Raw genomic sequence first — 23,502 nt, forward strand, 5'->3', positions numbered from 1 at the left:
CGACCTCTCCCCACATCTGCCCGCTTCTCGTCCCGTCTGGCCTTGCTCAGGTTTCTACCAGCACCTCAAAGTGAATCGCGGCTGGCTCCTGCGGGAGTCTGTTCGCGCCGCCCACCTCGATGACGACATCACGCACCCCTTGCTGCTGCTTGAGCGCCTTGATGGCCTCGTCCACGGTGCGACCGGCAATGCTCTTTGCCAGATGCTGCTGCTGAAGCGGATTGAAGAACGGCGTCGCGACACTCTTCGCCTCTACGATCATCCCGTTCTTGCAATCGCAGGGCTTCACGGTGGTGCTGATCTGATCGGATAGTGCCACATCCTTGCCCGCGTCTGCGGTTGCCTTCGCGCTTAAACGCTGCCTGACAAGCGTTTCGACCTCTTGCTTGTTATACGCGAGAACCCGGCAATTCTGGGACACGGTGACCTTTGTCCGCTCGATGGTGCGCTCCTGATCTCCTATCGGCTGCTCTGACGCCACCTTCGGCGTACATTGCGGCTCCCCGACCGACGCTTCACCCGCCCGAAGCTGCCCCTTGAGCTTCTGCACGCCCTGCCCTTTCAGCCTCTCGGCCAGCGGCTTCGCCACCTTATCGACATCCGCCTGCTGCACAAATGTGTATGACGCCGCGTCCTGCCCACCCGTGAACGGCTCTAGATTGCGCACATAGATAGCATTACTAGAGCTGCAACAAGATTGATCAATATCTTTTACAGGTATATTTCCCTTAACACCGATATTCAAGGCGTGGGCAGCAACAGTAACAGAATTCACTTTTCCAGATTTTGGATCAGATGGGCCTATATTTGCTACCTCATCAGTAGCCACTGTGATACCACTCTTGCTAGTAAATTCAGTTCCAGCAGCAACAGTAAAAGGGTCAGCAAAAGATCCATTATAGACAGTTAGCGTCCCCTGGGCATGGGCCCCCTCGGTCTTTGTCTGGCCGGTGGCGGTGGCGTCCTGAGAGGCGCTCTCGGTCGTGCTGTACTCGTGCATGGTGACGCGCAGGTGTGCCAGATCGGGGTTCTGCTCGACGCCGCTCACGATGAAGCTGTCGCTGACCTCCTGCCCGCTCACGGTGAGTTTAACGGTCGCCTGGCTCGCCTGCCCGAAGCCAGAGAGCCCACGGAACGGAAGGAGCCAGGTCAGCAGCCCACCCACCAGCAGCAGCGCGATCACGATGCTCACCAGCAACACCCCGCGGCCACGCTTCCCGGAGGTTCGGGCAGCCGTACGAGGGATGCGTGTGGCCTGTTGCAGGCTCGCCGGGCGGGCTCGCGGCTCCTCATCTTGTGTCTGGTAGTCCCGCGAGCGCAGGCCCCGCGTCTGGTAGCGTCGCGATGCATAGCCTCCGGTCGGGCGTCCCCGTGGCGAGCGGCGAAACGGCTGGTCAACGGGGCCGGCATCCTCCAGATCGAGCGTGTCGGGCTGCATCGAGCGGCAATGACGAGGAGGCTGCCCTGAAGGCGGCTCATCCGGGTCGTCGAACTCCTCCGTATCGTAGGGCAGCACGCGCGTCGGGCGAGCAGACGAGTAGACAAACGTGTCCGGCGGGCTGAACGACTCCTCATCGAGCGCGAGATCCTCATCATCATCGAGGCGCATCGACAGCGTTTCGTGGTCCAGCGAGGCCGGGCGAGGCCGCTCATCGAACGCTCGAAATGAGCGATGACGCTTCGGCGGATCGAAGAAAGCAGCCTCTACCGCTTCCCACAGCTCCAGCGCGTCCGCATAGCGGTGCTCGGGATCGTGATGCAGCGCCCTGAACAGCACGGCATCCAGCGCCCCCGGGAGCAGCGCTTGCAGGCGACTCGGACGCGGTGGCGGCGCGGGCGGCCGAGGATCATGAATATAGCGTCCGACATCGGCCAGCGTGCGCCGAAACGGCATGCGCCCCGTACACAACTGATAGAGAATCACGCCCAACGCAAAAATATCGCTTTCCGGCACCACCACGCCGCGCAACTGCTCGGGCGCCATATACGGCAGCGTGCCCCCACGCGCATAGGTAAAATGGGTGGCTCCCACCTCGACAGCGAGGCCGAAATCACTCAGTACCGGCTGCTCAGTGCCATCGGGCAGCACGCGAAAGAGGATGTTGAGCGGCTTCAGGTCGCGATGAATGACCCCGTGCTTGTGCGCGTAGGCCACAGCGCTACAGAGCTGGCGAAAGAGCGGAAGCGTCTCGCTGAGATCATAGGGCTGGCCCGCCGTGAGCCGCCGATGCAGGTCGCCCCCCTCCGCGTACTCCATCACGATATACGGGAGAATCGAGCCCTGTTCCTTGTCCAGCAGCTCCATACGCACGTTCGTGTAGACGCGCAAAATATTGGGGTGATTCCACAACACCACTTTCTCCGCCTCTTTGCTGAATCGATCCAGCGCCCGCTGGTCCATGTTTTCCTGCTTGATGACCTTGATCGCCACCTCACGCTTGCCGACAAGATCCCACGCGAGACATACATCAGCCATACCACCGCTGCCGAGCATCCCTTCCAAGCGGTAGCGATGGCCCACCATCTCGATAGCCCGACCATATCGCCATAACTGCATAGTCGAACGTCTCCCTTTTTCATCTCAATAGAGCTGTCTCAAATCCTTTTTCTGCCCGAGAACCTGACCGAAGAAAAGCACTATCCAGTATATGCGACAAGACCAATTATTGCATATGAATGGGAGAAAAGGCAACTCTTTTCAGAACTTTTCTTTCTGTTGCTCCAAAAGCGGACAGAACATCACAACCTGCGATGTCTACCGTTCGATGAGGCGAACTGCCACCAGCACAGAAGCTGTTCCCTGTCTGCCACCTCTTTGCCCCATGATCGCTCGTCACGCCGTTTGCGGCTCTCTCATACACAACCCACACAGTACCCATACAGCACCCATACAGCGATGCTTCAGCGCTCATTCTGCGATCGGGTCTCTTTTCGGCAACTCACACAGCACCCACACAGTACCCATACAGCACCCATACAGCGATGCTTCAGCGCTCATTCTGCGATCGGGTCTCTTTTCGGCAACTCACACAGTACCCACACACTACCCATACAGCACCCACACAGCGATCATACGGTACTCATTCTGTGTTCATTCTGTGCTCATTCTGTGGTCGATCTGGACTCAACTCTCTTTCTGGCACTGATACTGCAACCCACACAGCACCCACACGCTACCCATACAGTACTCATACAGCGATCATACGGTACTCATTCTGTGTTCATTCTGCGATCGGGTCTCCTGCCGGCGCTCACATTCTCCTCACATCGCGCTCACACAGAACTGATACACTACCCACACAGCACCCATTCTGCGATCATTCAGCGCTCTGTTCCGCATTCGGCCACCCACACACTACCCACACAGCACCCATACAGTCCAGACACAGCACTCATACAGCGCTCACATTAACCTCACATACTCCTCACATGGGGATAGAGGGACTCATGGTGCTCTGGTGGCCATCTCGTCGAGCAAACTCCAGAGAAAAAATGAGGATCTGTCAGAAGAGAGCGCAATTATTTTCGCTTTTTTTGTGGTATGGCCCCTGAGCGCGCTCCCCGGGCTTGTTGCAACATACGCGCAATTATTTTCGCTTTTTTTCACACCATCTTCACACGAGATCAAAGCCCCTTGAGCGCGCTTCCCGGGCTCCTGGATCGGCAGCAGATGGTGCTTTGCGCGGAGAATATGCCTGCTCACAACGCGCAATTATTTTCGCTTTTTTGATGCTATAGTCCCTGAGCACGCTTCCCGGGCTGTTTGCAGCATATGCGCAATTATTTTCGCTTTTATTCATGATATTTTCATACTACTTCCCGGCATTTTCGCCCGGCATCAAAGCCCTTGAGCCGGCTTCTCGGGCTCCTGGATCGTCAGCAGACGATGCTTTTTGCGGGCTCTATGATCGCACGCAACGCGAAAATAATTGCGCGTTCTTTGTTTTTCGCAAAAGGGAGACGTTTTTGCATCGTGACAGCGTGTTTTATGGGAGGCACTCCGACTCTCTGTGATCCTGCCGATAAGCGAGGAATGCAGCGGCTTCCGGCGCGTGGTGAGGCCGGTTTCTCCCCGATGAGCGAACCCGAGGCATGACGATCGCCCCACAGCCAGCTTTCTCCCCGCTCAATCCCCGGTAGCGCGTGCTGTGCCCATGCGCTGCGTCGGCCTCTGAGGCAACCTGAACGGGTGTCGGGATCTCCCCGGCAACGCCCCCCGGAAAGCAGCCGAGGCGTTTTTGCGGCAGCAGTCCGTTTTCCGCCGCCAGAAAACAAATCCCCTCCTATACGCGTGCGCGCGCGCGAATTCGAAATATATAGACAGTACTACGAGTACTGAAAAGTAATCTATGGTATAGATATATAAATTCGAATCATGAATTTCGAATGTATGTCTGTTGCGGTTCTTTTTTTTTCTGGAAGTCTGGAAAGCGCTGCGCTTCTCGAATGCGCGGAGGTCTGGCGATCACCTGCACTGAAGATGAGTCTTACGGGAGTATTCGCCTGGTGCATGCCTCACTGCTTGCTTGCCGGAAGTACTCGTATCAAGCAGAGAGCAGTTTTCTCCTGCACTTCTTGCATTGCCTATTCACCATCGGTTGCCGGTTCCTCTGCTTCACCACGTCAGATTCAGGTATCCTTGTGTCTCCTGCAGTAAATGACACACGTTTTTTCCAAATTACATCCTGATTGGCTCAAATTTTAGGTATTTACAGAGAAAAATCAAAAACTGTCAGAAATTCCAGCCAAAATCACTTGACACCCAGATAGAAACTCTGCTATGATTGCTACATCAAGAGCACGCGGGGATCCTCAGAACTGAATTAGCGCCTAACCACCCCCGCAGCTTGAGATATTTGGGGTAGGAGGGTCGTCTCCGTAGCGTCATCTTTTCGTAGCATAGGTGTCGTAGAGAGGGATTTCGTATTATGTTTACAGCAAATAGCTGTTTTGTTTATTCAAGTGGCAGGGAGGCTGAAAATGAGCTACCCACCAATTAACCTCTTTCCAGGGGGGGAAGAGGACCCCAAAAAACAACTCGAGCGGCGTATGCGCATGCTCGAGCGCATGTACAAAGAGCAGCAAAAAAAGTACTATGATCGCACGGCGAAACGGCTGTTCAACTCGGTCTTCCCACCGGATATCAAGCCGGTGGAGTTCGCCGAGCAGGTCTTGCTGTGGGTAGAGCTGCTGAAAGAGGGCTATCCCGGTCCTTCAGGTCTGGACTGGCGCGCCATTACGCTCGGTCAACTGGCCGACCCTGTTGAAGAGGATGCCGATGACGTGCTGACAAACGTCGGCGAACAGGGCATCCCCCATTTCGACTCGACGGTTTCGCCGAGCGAAGATAGGGGACTCCCCTGGTATTTCCTCCGACACCTTTTGTTCGCCGATGATAAAAAGCAGAAGCTTCCCAAACGGGAGCGGCCCACTGACAGGCAGACAGGCCCCCTGCAACCACAGGAGCCTGATGTGTCTGGCAATGAGCCAGATACCGCGGGATAACAGTTGGCACTGGCACCACGCGAACGCCTCCTGGTGAGGCACAACCTGCACAGAGCATGGCAACGGGAAAATTCGGGCGGACAAGGAGGGGAAAGATGCGCCAAACAGGCTGTAGTCGATGGGGAACGCAGGCCCTGGCACAAAACCTCATCAGCTCACATCCAAACATACTGCATCTTCTATGGGGAAATTTCGCGTTTCTGCATCCCTGCCTGAGGGTTGTTCCTTGCAGCACATCAGGCCTACAGTTCTTCCCGTTGTCCAGTTCTGTGCGTGCGCTGCCGGTAGCATTCGTCAGCATGGTTGGCAGGTTGATCATGCTGACCCTGTCCTACATTTATTACTTCTACCTCACATTCTTGCGAATTGAACGGACGACAACGACGCGCTCACAACCAACCGAAGGAGAGGGGACGGTCAAACCCCCTCCTTCGGTCTCTCAATTACAGAAGCTGGATTTCCTTAAAAAAGCGCTCAAGCGCCTCGTGCCAGCGCTCCGGCTGATGCAGGTGGACATCATGCCCGGCATCCGCGATCTCGACAAAGCGCCCTGTGGGGATCAGCCGCGCCATCTCCTCCATCGCGTCCCGGCTGATATGGCTCTTCTCCCCGTGCACGACCAGCGTCGGGCATTGCAGCCGCTGCCACTCGTCGCGATACGAGGTTGTCGCAACGTCCGAGATCGAGCGCACCATATCATCAACCACGAACTGTGGCCAGTAGCCTTCTTCGTGCTCCTCAAGTATCTCGATCCAGGTACGAGCCGCCAGCGTCTCGCCGCCAAAGAACTCCCGGGCATCCGCGAGCGTCTGGAAGGGAACCGGCCAGGAACTGAGGTCACGCTGTATCTGCTGTGGTGTCCCCGGCTGAGGGTCAAGCTGCGCCTCGACGACCACCAGCGCCCGTACCAGATCGGGCCGCTGAGCCGCCGTCAGCAACGCATTCAGCGCCCCCATCGACTGACCGATCAGCACCACTGGCGCAAGCTCAAGCTGCTCGATCACCCGCACGGCGTCGCGCACATAGGCGGCCCGCGAGAAATCGGGCAACCGCTTCGAGCTCATCCCATGCCCCCGCTGATCCAGCGCGAACGGATGGAAATGCTGCTGAGTCAACCAGCGCGCTGTAGTACGCCACTCGGAGCCTCGCCCGGCCAGACCATGCAACAGGAACACCGGCAGGCCATCACCGCCAAAATCCATACAACAGAGCCGAACATCATCTACCTGCAAAAAAAGCCGCTTTGTCTGGTCCATTTGCAGTCCTCACTTTCCTTCATCTTAAGGAACCGGTCCCTCTGGTGGAAACATGCTATCCGGCGCCCCGGTGCGCTATCCATTTGCCTCCTCCATGTTTCTCCCTTTTGCACATGTTCCACGCTCTTATTCTACACACAAACACCGTTGCATTTCATCACTTTTCTATCACAGATGCATCACAAATCAAAAGAAAATCCTATTACAGAGTACCTCAACTGCTACACAAAAGCATCTGGATTGCCATGCAAATAAGGAATAGCATCCTGATAGAATACCTTCATTCTGTCCCCGGAATGTCCATTTATACGAAACAATGTAGTGAAATGTCTGCATCTTGCGTCATTCTGCGGGAAATTGGCCTATAACTTGCTTGTAACTCTACCAGAAAATGCGATACATTGTATAGGGAATACATACTACTACCATAGATGATTGACAATCAGCCGAGGGTTCTTGATTCTAGCCACCCAATAATCTGGAAGTGAGAGGAACAGATTTTTTTATGGCACAGATCACCGCCACCCCCAACGAAGAAACAAGCATTCAGCAGGCCGCCAGCGCCTTCCAACTGGGCGAGCCCATCGCCGAGCACCAGATCAAACGCGCCGGGATCTATATTCGTATCGGTCTGGGAATACTGGTGACGCTTCTGCCGCCCTTCTGGGCCTACATCTCCATGGATGATACGCTGCTGGTCACGCTGCTCTTTACGCTGGCTTTCTGTAGCCTGCTCCTGACCGCGTTTCAACTGTTCTCACTGCCCTATGCCTATGATTGGCGGCTCTACACCTTTCGCGAAGGCTTTCTGTTCACGGCTCCCGATAAGATCGAAGCGTTTCGTTGGGATGCAATCGAGAGCGTGAAAGAGCAACAGGAAGAACGTCACTTCCTGCGCCTCATCCCGCTAGGCCAGAGCACCAGCTATCTGATTCGGCGCCATGACGGCTGCACGATCCATATCCCCGGTCTCTTCACGAACTTCTCCACCTTTCGCGCCCGGCTGATCGAAACCCTGAAACAGCGCCTGCTCCCCGAGGCCATCGCAGCCTACGAAGCGGGCAAAGAACAACAGTTTGGACCGCTCACCCTCTCTCAACAGGGCATCACCTGCAAAGGACAGGACATTTCATGGCAACACTTCAAAGCGCTCACCCAGCGACGTGACGGCTCACTCAAGCTTGAAACCCGGGGAACCACATCCGTGCCGCCGATCGCCATGTCTACCGTGCCGAATCTGGCAGTGTTGCAGGCCCTGCTGACCCACATTCGCGAGCAAGCCGCGTAGTTAGCGCCTTCCCCGGGCATTCTGGCGCGAGAGCGTGCGCCAGGCGGTAATGATGGCCAGAACAAACAAAATCGCGCCAATCACCAGCCCCGGGATCGCGAAAATACCGCCGGTCAACCAGGGGCTGATGGCGCCCGCCACAAAAAAGCCGATACTGGCACCCAGAAAGCCAACATTCGATTGAGGTGCCCCCTTGCGCCAGAGATAGGAAGCCAGCCCCAGGGCACAAACCGCGGCAAAGAGATTCACAATCGTCATCAGGTACATATTCTGCCTCCACGCTGAAATATGGCTATCATAACAGAACAATCCAGCAACCACAAGCCGCCGCTTTATGGTACAATGCAGCTCTGACTATCATGAGAGGTTCAGTCTCCTATGGACGAACAACAGAACGAGCCATTCAATGAGCAGAAACTTGTCAAAGAGTATCTGCGCTCGCTGACGAACAACGCCATGCTCTTCAACCTCTTTGCCGCCTTCTGGGCATTCATGGCGCTCCCCTCTACCAGTGGCCTGCTGCAACTTGCCATCGGGATTGGTCTGTTCTCGATCACCATCGCCTTCTGTCTCATCACCTACCGGGTGCGCCATCGCCTGCGCCCGATCCCGCGCACGCTGCTCTTTCCCGAGGGAAGCCAACCTGAGCCGCCCTCGCTCCGGAAAAGCTACTCGTCGGTCTTTCTGCTTGAATCGTTGCTCGTCTTTGTGGTGCTGGCCGTCCTCTTGATGGAGCATCAGGAGCGGTTTCTGCTCTCGGCCTTTGGGCTGATCTCGGGGCTGCATTTTCTGCCGTTGGGGGCACTCTACCGCCTGCGGGTCTACTATGTGAGCGGCATCACAATCACGCTGCTGGCAAGCATCATTATTCTGCTTCAGCTCGCTGGCGTTCAAGGGGAACTGCTGCTTGTGTTAAGTCTGGGAATCGCCGCGATTCTCTGGTTGACGACGCTCTATGCGCTGCGGCTCGCAGGAACAATCGTGCAGGAGATTCGGAGTCTGCTCACTGATCCTGAGGCCTCACCACCGCTGCTCTAGCGTCTCACTCAGGAAAAAAGAAAAGCAGGGAGCGCTTTCTTTCTCCCTGCCTCCTGAGACTATTGCTTCTCCTCTTTTTTGCCACCGAACATATTCCCGAGATTGCCCAGAAGATCCTGAGCCTTCGCTTGAAGCTGCTGCTCGGCCTGGTCCTCAAGGAGATCCAGACCTTGCGCCGCCATGTTCTTCGCCTGTTCTTTAAACTGTTCGCCACCGGGCACCTTCGCGGCAAACTGATCTATCACCTGATTGATCTTCTCCTCGGCTACATCGCGCGCCGCATCAATTGAATTGCTCAACGGATTGTTTTGTTGGGGCTTCTGCTCCTCGCTCATTCACTCCTCCTGAAGGATGCTATCGACATTGTGGAAATACGCCGCAGCATTACGGCATTCACTCAATAGTATACTGATATCTGCAAATAGATGCACCCTTTCGCACGCCAGATCAGCACACGGCCAAATCGATCAACGCGCCGGCTTCTCCCCGGCCTATCAAACCCCAAAAAAGACCGTAGCGGAGAATAGTTCCCCGCTACGGCGCATTCCCAGAAAAGAGGATAGCCAGGGTCTCTTCTTGCTACAGCAGCATTCTCATTCTTCTGGTTTCTTGCCTCCACCAAAGAGGCCCCCAAGTCTTCGCTTGGCCTCATCCAGAATACTACCGGAATGCTTCTTGCCTTCCTCCTCTATCCGATCCAGCCCCTTTGAAGCGAAATCTTTCGCCTGTTGTTTATACTGCTCTCCGCCCGGAACCTTGCTTGCATATTGATCAATGACATTATCAACCTGGCCTTCGGCGGCATTGCGTGCCTGATCGAACATGCCACCGGATTGATTTTCATTGCGGCTTTGCGATCGGTCCTCCTCTCTCTCAGAGCGGCCCCCAGAGCGACCCTCACTACCATACTGACCTTCATTGCTGTATCGGCCTTCTCCAGAGTACTGATCCTCGTCACGATACCGGCCTTCATTCGGATATTCGTTCATTCAGATACTCCTCTTCGTCAGAGAAACTACCGGGCGGTACCCCCTCGTTCTATACCAATCAGAACAGAGAAAAGCGGGACGTTCTCTCTATCGCGCGATACCAAAAGCTCTGCATTCCCCACACGGTAGAGATTCTCGTTCCCATATATCACCAGTATATGGTATTGCCTTTTCCCACCGCATCACACAAAAGAAGTATTCTCTGTTCACTCTTTTGAGTGAGGACAAAAATCACTCGAACGAGTGAGCAGCCTCCCTCTCCAATGATCAGACAAACAACCCTCTTTCCCTTCGGCGCACAACGCATTTGCCGCCGCCCGGGAAGCCATACCGCCGCTGTGTTGCAGTAAGACGAGAAACAACGGTTTTTTGATCAGAGGTTAGGAACTATTGTTTACTGTGGAAGTAATGGAGTACACATTTTGGCAGGTAATCCGTGTTTCTATCAGGGAGCAAATCATGAGTATGCTAGTTCAAAGGAGAGGGAAAAAATCGTGCGTGAGCTAGAACAACTGACAAGAGCCCATCTACCGGAAGAAGCCATCTCGGAACATAACATCCATTTCTCAAAAAGGCGCTTGCTCTGCTCTGCAATTGCGCTCTATACTGGCCTGCTTGGCATGATCATCAGTCTGGCCGGGCCGTTCTCCGGGCAGTGGTGGACGCTCGCCTACCTGCCCCTGAGCTTTGGCCTGCTTCTTCCCGGTGGGTATGCCCTCCTGATTCCGCTGCTCCGGCGCTCCTGGCAGGTTCGCGTGTACCCTTCTGGCCTGGTTGTCAGCAAGCAGCGCGAGATGCTTATTTTCCTCTGGGATCACATTGACGCCGTCTGGCAGAAAACAAGCTCTATTCCCGGCCTGCACGGACAACAGATTCGCTATTCGTTCACGATCAGGCGGCATGATGGGCGCAAGCTGGTACTCGATCACCATTTCAGCAATATCGAGCAACTGGGCACAACCATTCAGCAGGAAGTCACCCGGCGGCTGTTCCGCAAGGCTATTTTTGATCTGGCGGTAGGACACACCGTCCCCTTCGGCCCGCTTGGCATCAACCGCTATGGCCTCTTCCACGGTAGCGATTCCCTCGCGTGGAACGACGCCAGCATTCAGGTGAACAGCGCAGAGGTCAGCATCACGCAGCCATCCAGCGGGCGCGAGTGGTATCACGCACACACCGCTACAGTGCCTAATATTTACCTTCTTCTCTCCCTGATCACGCATATTCATACGTACTACCGCAAGAAAGCTGCTACGAGTGATTCCGGGGCCTAGATCCCCGCTTCCTTTGCCTGAAAGGCGGGTCTTTCCCCACCCTTCAGGCCGTTCGCCACCTTCTGGCACCGCTTCATCACGCAGAGGCGGTGCTTTTTATTGGCCTTCAGCCAGCGCCGCGACCTCGGCATAGAGCGCCTCCGCCGTCTTGCACGACACCGGCAGCTCACTTGCCGTGCCAACCGAACCCAGAATCGCCTCGATCCGCTCAAGCATATTCTGCGGCTTCTGTTGAAATGCAGCCAGATCGTGCGCCAACGTCTTCTCGCTGAGATAGAACGTCTCGTTCAGCGCGTAGAGTACCTGCACCAGACAATGAATCGCTCGGGCCAGACAGCCAGCCACCATATAGACATTGCCCGCCGCCGCTGCCTTTTCGGTGAAGCGCAACGAAAACTGAGCCGACCAGAGGAACGTTCTGATAATCGAGGCCTTGAGCTTCGGCGGGTACGCCTCGACCTGCACCTTGAGCCGCTCAAGAATGTGCTCGGGATCGTAGAGCGGACGACAGATCGCCGTCTCGGTGCAGTACATAAAATTGTGGAAGCCATACGCTGGCTGCTGCCAGTAATCAGAAATAACGATACCCGCGTTACAGTCGTCAAGCGTCGCCATGACCTTATCAATATCGCGGTACAGGAAATCAACACGTTGCCCCTGAATCGTCAGCCATGCACCGCCATTGACCCACGGCCCCCATTCGCCAACCTCTGTCACCACCGGATCGGGCGTGTCGTTCAAGCTGGCCGCAATGGCGCGTATATGCTCGATATCGGGGGGCTGCTGCTCCACATAATAGATCCCGATATCAAGATCAGAGTCGGGCCGCTGCGTCCCCCGGGCAAACGACCCACCAAGCACCAGCGCCCGCACCCCACGCACATCTTTCAATTGTTGCACTATCTGTTGAAGCAAGGCTTCCTGTTGCATTTCACTTATTCCTTTACACACGCAAACAGATCACGCATTTTCTGCACATCCCTGAACGTCACGCGGCGCCTCCAAACGCCCCGCCAGAGACGTTCAGCATCCAGAAAATACGCGCTCGGGCCATGAAGTGCCGCCCGACGGAACCATTCAAGCGGACGAAGGGAAAACAGTGGTAAACGATACATACCGCTCACACGGCCGGTATGTGCTGTCCCCCTCTTCAATCGCTCCCTGCGCATCTGCCAACAGGCCTCACAAAGCTCCACAGGCTAACACTCCTCACTCTCCTTATGAAAAACATACTTGCAGTCAGTGTAGCAAAAACGTTGTCCCTCTGTCCATTGCATACCTCACAATTTCGCAAATGTACCTGGCGTTATTTCTTCCGCTATCGTCGTTTGCTCTACTTCCTCTTGCCTTTCTGTTTCCGATCGCTTATAATAAATATCCCTACATTTCCCTGCATATCCCTTCATGCTCCTTGCTGACGGGATTCAGAGGAAGGAAAGCGTTCTCTCTGCATACAAACGGTCGAATGCGCCATTCCCGGGGTATCCTGGTCAGTGCCTTCCCTTCAATTTCTTCCCGTTCTACCCGAAAATTATTGCCTTTCTCCTTTTCTTGTATTATCATAACACATAGCAAAGGAGCACCCGGTATTCCACAACCGGCTGTCTCGAATATACTTCACGATGGAGACGAAACGGCATGGTTATGATGCAGCCGAGGAAGCCATTGGTCGAGGCCCTCTACAGCCTGATCCACTTCCTCTTCTTCGCGACCGCAGGACGCATCATCCTCGGCATAATCCTTCTTGGTGCGGGGCTCTACTATGGAACCACCTCGCATGCTGTGACATATCAGCGCTTTGAGGGAACGAGGGAATATCGATCGCTTATGATCGATGGAGCCTACAACTTCGTGCCCACACAGAGCGCGAACGGGGTCTTTTATCAACTCTCAATGAACGATTTCCCGATGCTCCCGGCGCCCACCGGCAAGGACCCTGAAACTGAAGACTTCCTGTACACCGTCGAGTCCTTTGTCTATGAGACCACGCCCATCACCAGCCAGAGCATCTTTACCAGGCAAGGGGCCAAAGCGAAAGGCTACCATGTGGTCGAGGTCACGTTTGCGGGCAAAACGGGCAAAACAACTACCCTGAGCACTCAGGGCTACAAGGAGCATCCGAACGGCTATACCGTCAATAACTGGCCGGTTGGGCTGAGTATCGTCGGGGCCGGGGTTGCTTTCCTGCTGCTGGCCAGCGCCGGTCGTCTGCTTGACTATCTCGCCAGGCGCAAGGAGCAGGCCGGACAGCTTCTGGTCCCCGAAAAGCAGGCCAGCGTCCTGCAACAGCAGCAGAGTGAAAACCCGTGGGACGATGCAACGCCGGCCATTCAAAAGCAATACCAGCAACGACTGGAGGAGCAGCACTACTGGAACAGTACCAGAAATAGGAAGCCAACGCTTACCGAATAGACCAAAAAGAGCAGGGGAGCGTCTCTTCTCCTCTGCTCTTTGCATGCAGTTCTTCTATACATGCAGGTTTTCTGATAAAGGCCTCTTCTACCGTGGGCCCGCGTTGCGAACCTCTTCCGACGGCAGGGTGAACTGCTTGAAGTTCTCCTTAAACAGTTCGGCGAGGTGCGTCGCCTGCATGTCATACCCGTCGCGATCAATCCACGTGTTGCGCGGATTCAGGATCTCGCTCGGCACGTCGGGGCAACTGGTCGGAATGCGCAGGCCAAAGATCGGATCAACCATTGTCTCGGCCTCGTCAATCGCGCCGCTGATGGCCGCCTTGACCATTGCCCGGGTGTAGTTGATGTTAATGCGCTTGCCGATCCCATACGGGCCGCCGGTCCAGCCGGTGTTGATGAGGTAGCAGCGCACGTTGTACTTCTCGATGCGCTCACGCAGCAGGTTGGCATATTCGCCGGGGCGCAACGGCAGGAAGGCCGCACCAAAGCACGAGCTAAAGGTTGCCTGAGGCGAGGTCACGCCGCGCTCTGTCCCTGCCAGCTTACTGGTATAGCCTGAGAGGAAATAGTACATTGCCTGCTCAGTCGTAAGCCTGGAGATAGGCGGCAAGACACCAAACGAGTCGGCAGACAGGAAGATGACCGCCTTCGGCTGCCCGGCCATTCCTGACTCAACGACATTGTCAATATAGTCAACGGGGTACGCCACCCGCGTATTTTCAGTTATAGATGCATCGCTATAATCTGGCTCACGCGTTTTCTCATGAAGAACCACATTCTCATAGACAGCCCCGAAGCGCACGGCGTTCCATATTTGAGGCTCAAACTCTCGAGAGAGATTAATACATTTGGCGTAGCAACCACCCTCAAAGTTAAAGATCCCGTTATCACCCCAACCGTGCTCGTCATCGCCGATCAAGCGGCGCTCTGGATCGGCTGAAAGGCTGGTCTTCCCGGTGCCAGAGAGACCAAAGAACAGGGCCACATCTCCCGCTGCACCCACATTCGCCGAACAGTGCATAGGCAACACGCCTTCAGCAGGTAAGATAAAATTCAGAACCGTAAAAATGGATTTCTTCATCTCACCGGCATACTCTGTTCCGGCAATCAGCACAAGCCGTTCTTCAAAATCAATAATAATAGCGGTCTCAGAGCGCGTTCCATGCGAACGCGGATTTAAACGGAAATGCGGTACACAAAGCACGGTAAAGCCAGGACGCTCGCTCAAGCGGTCGGCCTCCGTCGCACGCAAGAACAGGTTGCGCGCAAACAGATTGTGCCAGGCCAGTTCAGTGATAACCTGTATCGGCATGCGATAGCGCGGGTCAGCCCCTGCCGCAGCATCAAGCACGTATACATCGCGTCCTTGCAAGTAATCCGCCAGGCTTCGGCGCACAATCGCAAAGGTCTCAGGAGACATCGGGTGGTTATTCTCACCCCACCAGATCTTAGATGCTGTTTGCTCGCTTGAGACTATATACTTATCCTTTGGTGAGCGCCCGGTATGAGCGCCAGTCGTTGCTCGCAACGCTCCATTGGCCGCAAGCAGGCCTTCTTTACGCTCTAAAGCATGTTCTACCAGTTCAGCAGGAGGCAGGTTCCAGTGAATCGTTCCCAGGTTTACCAGACCGTAATCTTCTAGCGCCTTCCTGCTCATCATCATCGTCATTGTCAACATCTCCTTCGGGGGATGTGTTGAAGATCGCGTATCACAACGTCTATGGTGTTTTTACTCTCCGCAGAGTACTGGCGACGCGACCGATCCCCTAACCACCGTTAGTTTAATACAAGTAACCACCTCAGTGCAACCCGCCAAAAGACGAATTCTGAGAGTTTCCTGAGAAATCAACCTTTCAGGCTAGCATCCTCCTTCCCCTTTCAGTCCCACCTCCCAAAACAGGGCCGCCTTCCCTTAGCCCTATCGTACGACTCAAAACAGATCCATTTTCCATTACTCCAAAAGGGTTATCCCCTTTCCATTACGCTCTTTCTCCTATAAACGGCTTCAAGCTATACTCTTTACGCGGTGAGAAGCAGTACTACGGGCTCTATCGTGCAGAATTTCGCTCCGAGTCGATTCCCTGCCCGTTTCAGCAGACACGTTGACACGCTCTGCCCGAAAAACCCGGCATTTCCGCCCACAAAAAAGCCGCCAGCACCATTGTGCCGACGGCCAGCTTTTCAGTATTTCTTCAGGGCAAGAGCTACAGCTTTTCGACAAATGCTACAAAGCGATCGCCCCGCTCAAACTCGTTCTGGAACATGCCGAAACTGGTAAAACCCGGAGAGAACAACAGCACATCACCCGGCTTTGTCAGTGAAACGGCGGTCTCCATTGCCTGCTGAAAATCACCAAAAACGCCGCGGACGGGATTTTCTTTTCGCTGCTTTTTGGCCTCTTCCTCGATTGCTGGCAATAGCTCATCAGTACCATTTCCGCTCAGCAGCACCACGTCACGACAGCGCTCCACGATCAAACGCGGCCACGCATCCAGCGGTAGATGCTTGGTATTCCCACCGGCCACCAGCACCAGCGGCTCACGAAACGCCTCAATCGCCACCTGGCCGGCTACCGGTGTCGTGCTGGTACTATCGTTGATATAGCGCACCCCGTTCACCGTGCGCACCTCTGCCAGCCGATGCGCCACACCCCGGAAGCCACGTACCGCCCGGGCAATTGTGGCATCATCTACACCAAGCAGCCGGGCCGTGGTCGTCGCCAGCATGACATTCTCGCGGTTATGCTTGCCTGCCAGCGGGCTTTCAGTGAACACGAAAGGCTCAATGCGCGACGGCTTGCCATGCTCGTCCAATGCCTCACGCGGAAAACTGCCGCCCAGTTCCACACTGGTAAACCAGGTCTGCCCTGGCGCTTCCAGACCGAAGCGACGTGTCCAGGGGTTTTCGTAGTTAAAAACGGCTATTCCCTTCTCCGACTGATACCGAAAAATATTGGCCTTTGCCTCCGCATACTCTTCCATCCCGCTATAGGTATTGAGATGATCGGGATAGAGATTGGTCATCACCGCGACTGCCGGGCTGATCGTATGCGGAGCCAGTCCCTCAAGCTGCCAGCTCGACAGCTCCAATACCACCAGCGTCTCTTCTGTAATCTCCGGCAACAGCGACAGCGTCTCCACGCCGGCCACGTTGCCACCAAGCACGACCCGCGCCCCGCTCTCGCGTAGAATCTCATACAACAGGGTTGAGGTCGTCGTTTTGCCCCGGGTACCCGTCACGCCGATAATTCTTCCCGGACAGTTCAGGAAGAACAGCGCTATCTCCATCTCGATTCGGGCCCCATGCTCCTGAGCAAGCAACAGATACGACGACGTGCGCGGCACCCCGGGATTCCGAATCACGATATCTGCCCAGATAAAATCCTCTTCACGGTGCTGCCCAAGAATAAACTCGATGGGCAGCCCTGCCAGCGCCCGGACACTTGGCGCCAGTATGTCCGGCGATTTCATGTCCGTCACACGCACAATGGCGCCCTGCTGTGCGGCATATCGCGCCGCCGCCATACCCGAGCCTTGCAGGCCCAAACCCATCACAAGAACACGCTTCCCGCGCAGATCCATAGTCACAAACCCTCAATTCGCGCCGCCTGCCCGAAGGAGTCCCCCGGCGCTGGCGGTGTGTCTGTATTTCAAGAACTCTCTTCTGCGTCTTTTTTCGGTAGGCGTAGTATATCATGCCGTTCCTGAAAAAACTAGCACAGTGCTCCACAACTCAGCGGCACAAAATCCCTGGATGTCCGTCCCTGAAAAAGAAGACAGAGGGATGAAAAAAGAGTATAATAGAAGTATCGATGTTCCAGAACCCATACAGGCAAGCATACTGCATCTTTCCCATGAAAGCGCACATGAGCGATCTATAGCAATAGTGTTTTTATGGAACTAGAATCAGCGTTACAGCTTGAACATATTCTCGGTCACGCCTCCATCGGTATCGCGCTTCTCGATACCGCAACCTTGCGTATTCGTTACATCAACCATTCTTTGAAATCCCTGCTTGACGAGCCCTGGAGCTATCAGGAGATCACCGGCACCCACGTCAGCGATGTGCTGCCCCCCGACATCGTGCCGCATGCGCTGCCCCTCTTCAAGCAGGTTGCCGCGACCATGCAGCGTGTCCAGTATAACCGTCTCCCCTACGAAGGCTTCCTTGAGAGCCGGGGACGGACCTACTGGCGCGTCTCCATCGAATATGTGCCCGCTTCTTTCCTGCCAGCCAACCATGAAACGGCAACGCCCTCGCTCCTCATCACCGTTGAGGACATCACCGACAGCGTGCGCTCCCAACTCCACCTGAGCGCCATTCACCATATCAGCTCGGTGCTGGCTGGCCCGACGGCGCTCCCGCAGGTGCTCACTCGCATCCTGCAAGCGCTCCACGATATGGTAGGCTCCAAACGCTGCGCCGTGCTGCTGCGCGACCAGACCAACGGCGATGAGATGGCGCGCTCGATGCATATTGCGGCACATCGCGGCCTGCATCCAACGGCCTTCGAGTGGCACCCCACGGAACACGAGCATACGCTACTTGGCAAGCTGATCGCCCGCGAGCGCCAGGGCAACCACGCCATTATTATTACCGACACCAGCCTGACGCCTGATCTGCTCCTGCCCCCGATCGACGATCGCGGCACGCCAACACGGCCCGGCTCGGTGCTCTGTGTGCCGATCTTCGAGCCCTCTCAGGGTGATACTATTCTTGGCTCGATCGAGGTCTATCACCGCCGCACACGCGGCTTCCCCGCCGAGGAGGTTCGCCTGCTCGAACGCTTCGCACAACAGGCAGGGCTCGCCATCCATAACGCCCGCCTCTTCCGCAGTATCGAGCGTTGGGCCCGCATGGCAAGCCGAAGCGCCAACCAGAAAGAGAACGTCATGAGTGCCATCCCCGATGGTGTCGTGATCTACGATCCGCGTTGGCGCATCGCCGAGGCTAACCCTGCCGCCCGCCAGCTCTTCGGCTGGACAGATGACGTGATCGGACTGCCCATCACCGAGGCACTGACGCGCAGCACCTCCCGCTTTACCATTGAGGGGCTCGACCAGCCCGACTTTATCGCGCAGCTTGAGCAGCGGGCCCTTGCTCACCAGAGTGACGAGATCAAGCTGACAAATGCCGCCGGGCAGGACTACACGCTCCGGTGCAGCTATACCCCGATTCGCGATGAGCCGGGCGACATCTTCGCCTTTATCACCATCTATCATGATATCAGTCAGGAAGCCGCCGCCCGCGAGCGCGTCGAGGAAGAGGTACGCCAGCGCACAGCAGAGCTCGCGCAACGCAACCGCGCCCTGAAAAAAGCCCGCTCTGAATTGAAATCTGCCAATGAGAGAATGCAGGTCCTGCTAGCCCATCTGCCCTCGGGCGTCATTGTCGTGGGCGCCGCCGACCACACCATTAACCTGATCAACAATCGCGGGATCGAGCTCCTCCGCAAAATGGGGACGCCGCTTGGCCCGCATACCGACCCCGCACGCGCACGCAAAAAGGTGATCGGGCTCTCTGTCGAGCAGGTCTTTCGTTCGCTCCAGATGTACAACGCCTCAGGCGAGTTCGTCCCTTTCGAGCAGCGGCCCATGTATCGTGCCCTCTTCGATGGCGAGGCCTGCGAAGATGAGCTGTATATGCACACGCCCGACGGACGGACCATGCACATGCTGGTCAACGCCGCCCCCTTCTTCGACAGCGATGGTGCAATCACCGATGCCGTGGTTGTCCTGCACGATATCAGCCGCACCAAAGCGCTGGAACGCGCCCGCGAGGATTTCTTTAATACCATCGCGCATGAGCTCAAGACGCCGCTTGCCAATATTCGCGCCCACCTGACCGCCCTCTTAGCCCGCGATCTCCAATGGTCGCTTGAAGAGCAATATCGCTTCCTGCAAACCGCCGATGAGCAGGTTGAGCGCCTGGTGCGCATGGTCAACCAGCTCCTTGACGCCTCGCGCGTTGAGGCCGGCGCCCTGCGTCTTGATGTAGAGCCGATTCTGCTCGCCGAGATGATCGAGGATCTTCAGGAGCGGCTGGAAGCGCTGATTGCCACCTCACAGCGCGGCCTGCGGGTCTCGCTGCCGCCACATCTGCCAGCGGTGCAGGGCGACTACGAGCTGATTATGAGCGTGCTGATGAACCTGCTCAGCAACGCATTTCGCTATGCCCCCGAAGGGGATAACGTCTACCTGAAGGTCGAGCCGATCACCGAGCCGGGCAGCACCACCCCGCACGCTGTTACCCTGCACGTCATCGATCACGGGCCGGGCATTGCCGCCGAGCAACTGAAAACGCTGTTCTCGCGCTTCAGCACGTCCCTCTATTCAGGCGAGCAAGCGCGTCGGGGTGGCTATCGCTGGAGCCCGGGAACCGGCCTGGGACTCTATATCAGTCAGGGAATCCTCGAAGCGCATCAGAGCCGGTTGCATGTTGAAAGCAGTCCCGGTCAGGGAGCACATTTTTCCTTTACCCTTCCCGTGTATAACGGGCAGCACAACTGAGAATTATGGTATAGTAGAGATGTACTCAAATACGTGGAGAAAAGCAAAAAAGCACAAATCATCAGAAATCGCTTTCTCCCTTCCCTCTGGTTCTCGCTCGTCGCAGCCAGAAGAAAGTATAGCAAGCACGTAAGGGTAAAACCAATGGCAACAACGGAAAAAAAAGTGCGCCTTCTCTGCATAGAAGATGACGCTCAGATGCGATCATTCTTGCTGACACAGCTCAAAGCGCGTGGGTTCCAGCTTCAGGCGGCCCGCGATGGAGCCCAGGCAATCGATATCGCCGCCATGTTTGAGCCAGAAATTGTCCTGCTTGATCTCTCGCTCCCCTCGCTCGACGGGCTCACCTTCCTGCGGCGCCTGCGTGAATGGAGCAGCGCCCCGGTGATCGTGCTCTCGGCCCATCAGACGGAGCAGATCAAGATTCGCGCTCTCGACCTGGGAGCCGACGACTACCTGACGAAACCGTTCAGCATCAATGAGCTGATGGCCCGGATCCGCGTTGCGCTTCGGCGCTCCGAGGAAACCGCCCGCCTGCGCATCAGCCTGACCGGCGAAAACGGGCTGAAATCCACCTATCGGAGCGGCGGCGAACAGGGCCTGCTGATCAATTTCGCCCGCCGCAAGGTGTACTCGGGCGGCAAAGAGGTCCATCTTACCCCCATCGAATACGATCTTCTCTGCGTGCTCGCGCGCAACGCTGGCAAAGTGGTCCCGCGCCGCGAGCTGCTGCAACAGGTCTGGGGGCCAGAGTATACCAAAGAGAATACCTACCTGCGCACCTTCATTCGGCATCTGCGGCGCAAGCTTGAGCCCGACCGCTCGCAGCCCCGCTACCTGCTCAACGAACTTGGCGTCGGCTACTATATGCCGCCTCCCGATCCCCAATGAAGCCCGGGCGTTTTCACGTTTTTTTCACAGAGTTCCTCTTCACCTTCACGCCATTCTCACTCAGTTTCAGGTATACTTGATAGTGAGGGATACGGAGTTCAGATGCTCCATCGCAGTTTGTCCTGTCGGCAGCGCCGCCGTCGTAGCAAGAAAGCGAGTCTATGCAGCAGAGTCACGCGGCAAACCAACAACCGACACGCGACAATCATGCCCTGCAAGCCCGCACACATGGGCAACGATGCATCCTCGTCGTGGAAGACGATCGCTCTTTAGCCCGTCTGGAAAGCGATGTCCTGCTACATCACGGCTATACCGTGATTGCCGTGCAGAGCGGCGAACATGCCATCGCGCAACTCCGCCGCTTTGTCCCTGATCTCGTAGTGCTGGATCTTGAACTCTCTGGCGCAGTGCATGGCCGGGACGTGTTACGCTTCTTGCGCTCGGGAACCCCGGTTCTGCTCACCACCAGCTCGATCACAGTCACACGGAAATACCTTCGTAGCCACGGTGAATCGATCATCCTTGAACATTTAGCGAAACCGTACTCCATTCAGGCTTTTCTTCACCGAGTACAGCATTTGTTGAAGGTCGCCTCTCAGTAGCCACGCTTCAAAGGAGGTTTCTCTATGGATCGAAAAGATGAGTATGAAATCCTGCGTCGTGGAGGCTTCGCCGAGAAAGAGATGCTCCAGCTTTCCAGACTGCGAGCCCTCCATCAAGAGAAAGAGAGGCAACAGGCAGCTATCGCGCATCGGCGGCTTGAGTTTATTCGCTGGCTGGTCGCTCGGGGCAAGCTGACCGATCAGATCGCCTGAAAGGAGAGGGGAAAGAAGATCACCGCGCCCAACGGGGTCGGATTCGATGCCATAACGGCGCCTCTCACATCTGCCACTCTGAGAAAAGCCAGAAGACACAAAAAAATCGGCGCTCCTCTTTCACATCGGGAGCGCCGATCCCACTATTCTTGTGTGCATCTCTCTTTTCCTTCTCGCTTCGCCGAAGCCTTTCAGGAAGGTAATAGCCGCAGATGCCTGGCAATCAAACCATCAAAAACCTGTTCTGCTTCTTGTTGTGCGTCAAAAAAATCCTCATCATCCTGGTTCTCGGGCAGATATTGCGGCAATGGCATCTGTGCAACTTTATCCATAATCGATTGAATAACGCCCTTCGGTGGCTCAAAGCGCCCTAGCTGGCTGAAAAGGCGATCGATTTCATCATTCTCGTCGAAATCTTCAGGCAGATTTTGTTGATAGAATTCATCGAATGGCTGCTGCATACGTGCTCCCTCTTACGTTGTTCTTCACCGTTCTATCTTATTCACGAACAACGCAAGGCGAGAGTTTCAGATTTCCAAGCTTTCTTATCCAATTTTCAAAATTCCGCCGAAATTTGCCCTAGTTGGCCGCAGTCAACGTCTGCCACTGAGTAGCAAGAGCGGCCCTCAGAAGCGGTCTCGCGCGCTGAAAATAGGTCTTCGCTGTCGCTTCAGGCATATTTAAGGTTTTCCCGATCTCTGAGAAGCTAAGCTGACCGGCGTAGCGCAACAGCACGACGGAACGGAACTTCGGTGGCAGGTTGTCGATCGCCTCTTTCAATGCGGCCTGCAAGTCGTTGCGCTCTGCCATCTCATCGGGAAGCGGTCGCTTGTCCGGCATGATGTTCAATGGCGACAGATCATCGTCGTCGCTGGAGCCTTCCAGTTCGGAGAAGTGTACAGCACGCTTACGGCGCAGCTCGTCAAGACAACGGTTTCGCGCTACCTGGAACAACCAGGCCTTGAGGGGCTCATTCGTACGCAGCTTTGGCAAGTACAGGTAGAGCTGGAGAAATACTTGCTGTAACACGTCGCAAGCCAGATCATAATCATTCAAACAGTGACATATAAAGTTGAACAGCGGAAGATGATAGCGTTGCACTAATTGTTCAAATGCTGTCTGATCGCCTGCAATGGTTTTCTTGACTAACGTGCCGTCGGTAATCTCGGGGGTCGGTGTCTTCACGCTCTTTGCTTTTGTCTGGGTCCTCATAATTTGCTTTAACCTCGCTTTCATTCTTTCGTCGCTTATAGCGTAGCTTTTTCCAGTGGAAAATTCAAGTATTTTTTGCTCGAATAAACTCTGCTATAAACGATTTTAAGGAGATCCTAAAAACATTAATATAATGTTGGGCTTAGCTTAAAATGAGATAAAAAAATTCGATTTCTAATCTAATTCTAAGCTCATTCTTATCGTTCTCTAAGCCTGATGTGCTTCTGCGGGGACGCTCTCTCCTGAGCGGGGGGCTTCTGTGAGGTCCGGGATCTCCGCGAGGTTATTATGTTGTTGTTACTCTTGACACG

At 55.4% G+C, this 23,502-nt stretch carries 21 protein-coding genes; 10 read left to right on the plus strand and 11 right to left on the minus strand.

From position 1 onward, the window contains the following. Positions 1-46: 46 nt before the first annotated feature. Positions 47-2,557 carry a protein kinase domain-containing protein gene (locus KTH_RS14745; protein ID WP_497619661.1) on the minus strand — a complete coding sequence of 837 codons (2,511 nt, stop codon included), beginning with the start codon at positions 2,555-2,557 and terminating at the stop codon, positions 47-49. Positions 2,558-3,973: 1,416 nt separating this feature from the next. On the opposite strand from KTH_RS14745, the gene KTH_RS14750 reads away from it, so the two are divergent. Together KTH_RS14750 and KTH_RS14755 are read left to right on the plus strand one after the other, a co-directional pair. Beyond that, positions 3,974-4,096, plus strand: coding sequence for a hypothetical protein (locus KTH_RS14750; RefSeq protein ID WP_497619665.1), 123 nt, complete (start codon positions 3,974-3,976; stop codon positions 4,094-4,096). A gap of 884 nt (positions 4,097-4,980) precedes the next feature. After that, a complete protein-coding gene (locus KTH_RS14755) occupies positions 4,981-5,505 on the plus strand; it encodes a hypothetical protein (protein ID WP_497619667.1) in 525 nt (174 codons plus the stop codon). Between the two features lie 443 nt (positions 5,506-5,948). Here KTH_RS14755 and KTH_RS14760 read toward each other — a convergent pair whose 3' ends face one another. Beyond that, a complete protein-coding gene (locus KTH_RS14760) occupies positions 5,949-6,761 on the minus strand; it encodes an alpha/beta fold hydrolase (RefSeq protein ID WP_497619669.1) in 813 nt (270 codons plus the stop codon). A 505-nt stretch (positions 6,762-7,266) separates the two neighbouring features. On the opposite strand from KTH_RS14760, the gene KTH_RS14765 reads away from it, so the two are divergent. Next, entirely contained in the window at positions 7,267-8,049 is a 783-nt protein-coding gene (locus KTH_RS14765; RefSeq protein WP_111324828.1) for a DUF6585 family protein, read from the plus strand. On the opposite strand, the gene KTH_RS14770 is transcribed toward KTH_RS14765, so the two are convergent. Then, positions 8,050-8,307: a hypothetical protein gene (locus tag KTH_RS14770; RefSeq protein ID WP_137686072.1), complete on the minus strand. Its 258-nt coding sequence runs from the start codon at positions 8,305-8,307 to the stop codon at positions 8,050-8,052. Positions 8,308-8,427: 120 nt separating this feature from the next. On the opposite strand from KTH_RS14770, the gene KTH_RS14775 reads away from it, so the two are divergent. After that, positions 8,428-9,087 (plus strand): DUF7010 family protein, encoded by a 660-nt coding sequence (locus KTH_RS14775; protein WP_111324826.1) that lies wholly within the window; start codon positions 8,428-8,430, stop codon positions 9,085-9,087. A gap of 59 nt (positions 9,088-9,146) precedes the next feature. Here the strand turns inward: KTH_RS14775 and KTH_RS14780 are convergent, their stop codons facing one another. Together KTH_RS14780 and KTH_RS14785 are read right to left on the minus strand one after the other, a co-directional pair. After that, the gene (locus KTH_RS14780) at positions 9,147-9,422 is read right to left on the minus strand and encodes a hypothetical protein (RefSeq protein ID WP_111324825.1); all 276 of its coding nucleotides are present in this window, start codon (positions 9,420-9,422) and stop codon (positions 9,147-9,149) included. A gap of 258 nt (positions 9,423-9,680) precedes the next feature. Then, positions 9,681-10,076, minus strand: a complete 396-nt coding sequence (locus tag KTH_RS14785) for a hypothetical protein (RefSeq protein WP_111324824.1) — start codon at positions 10,074-10,076, stop codon at positions 9,681-9,683. Positions 10,077-10,570: 494 nt separating this feature from the next. On the opposite strand from KTH_RS14785, the gene KTH_RS14790 reads away from it, so the two are divergent. Further along, a complete protein-coding gene (locus KTH_RS14790) occupies positions 10,571-11,350 on the plus strand; it encodes a DUF6585 family protein (protein ID WP_111324823.1) in 780 nt (259 codons plus the stop codon). A gap of 96 nt (positions 11,351-11,446) precedes the next feature. Here the strand turns inward: KTH_RS14790 and KTH_RS14795 are convergent, their stop codons facing one another. Both KTH_RS14795 and KTH_RS14800 read right to left on the minus strand, forming a co-directional pair. Then, positions 11,447-12,280, minus strand: coding sequence for a nucleotidyltransferase domain-containing protein (locus KTH_RS14795; RefSeq protein ID WP_111324822.1), 834 nt, complete (start codon positions 12,278-12,280; stop codon positions 11,447-11,449). A 5-nt stretch (positions 12,281-12,285) separates the two neighbouring features. Next, positions 12,286-12,465, minus strand: coding sequence for a hypothetical protein (locus KTH_RS14800; protein WP_211326309.1), 180 nt, complete (start codon positions 12,463-12,465; stop codon positions 12,286-12,288). Positions 12,466-12,994: 529 nt separating this feature from the next. Between KTH_RS14800 and KTH_RS14805 the strand changes: the two genes are divergently transcribed. Next, positions 12,995-13,762 (plus strand): hypothetical protein, encoded by a 768-nt coding sequence (locus tag KTH_RS14805; RefSeq protein ID WP_497619673.1) that lies wholly within the window; start codon positions 12,995-12,997, stop codon positions 13,760-13,762. 87 nt (positions 13,763-13,849) lie between these two features. On the opposite strand, the gene pckA is transcribed toward KTH_RS14805, so the two are convergent. Next, positions 13,850-15,433, minus strand: a complete 1,584-nt coding sequence (gene pckA, locus KTH_RS14810) for a phosphoenolpyruvate carboxykinase (ATP) (RefSeq protein ID WP_497619675.1) — start codon at positions 15,431-15,433, stop codon at positions 13,850-13,852. 535 nt (positions 15,434-15,968) lie between these two features. Then, positions 15,969-17,345, minus strand: a complete 1,377-nt coding sequence (gene murD, locus KTH_RS14815; RefSeq protein ID WP_497619677.1) for a UDP-N-acetylmuramoyl-L-alanine--D-glutamate ligase — start codon at positions 17,343-17,345, stop codon at positions 15,969-15,971. A gap of 312 nt (positions 17,346-17,657) precedes the next feature. Between murD and KTH_RS14820 the strand changes: the two genes are divergently transcribed. From KTH_RS14820 to KTH_RS14835, 4 genes are all read left to right on the plus strand, one after another. Next, positions 17,658-20,273, plus strand: coding sequence for an ATP-binding protein (locus KTH_RS14820; protein WP_497619679.1), 2,616 nt, complete (start codon positions 17,658-17,660; stop codon positions 20,271-20,273). A 144-nt stretch (positions 20,274-20,417) separates the two neighbouring features. Then, on the plus strand, positions 20,418-21,164 hold the full coding sequence (locus KTH_RS14825) for a response regulator (RefSeq protein WP_111324816.1): 747 nt from the start codon (positions 20,418-20,420) through the stop codon (positions 21,162-21,164). Between the two features lie 161 nt (positions 21,165-21,325). Next, a complete protein-coding gene (locus tag KTH_RS14830; protein WP_111324815.1) occupies positions 21,326-21,766 on the plus strand; it encodes a response regulator in 441 nt (146 codons plus the stop codon). Positions 21,767-21,790: 24 nt separating this feature from the next. After that, entirely contained in the window at positions 21,791-21,979 is a 189-nt protein-coding gene (locus KTH_RS14835) for a hypothetical protein (RefSeq protein WP_111324814.1), read from the plus strand. A gap of 191 nt (positions 21,980-22,170) precedes the next feature. Here KTH_RS14835 and KTH_RS14840 read toward each other — a convergent pair whose 3' ends face one another. Further along, the gene (locus KTH_RS14840) at positions 22,171-22,440 is read right to left on the minus strand and encodes a hypothetical protein (RefSeq protein WP_111324813.1); all 270 of its coding nucleotides are present in this window, start codon (positions 22,438-22,440) and stop codon (positions 22,171-22,173) included. Between the two features lie 118 nt (positions 22,441-22,558). Continuing rightward, the gene (locus tag KTH_RS14845; protein ID WP_497619682.1) at positions 22,559-23,164 is read right to left on the minus strand and encodes an RNA polymerase sigma factor; all 606 of its coding nucleotides are present in this window, start codon (positions 23,162-23,164) and stop codon (positions 22,559-22,561) included. Positions 23,165-23,502 lie beyond the last annotated feature (338 nt).

It is taken from the genome of Thermosporothrix sp. COM3 (assembly GCF_059696735.1).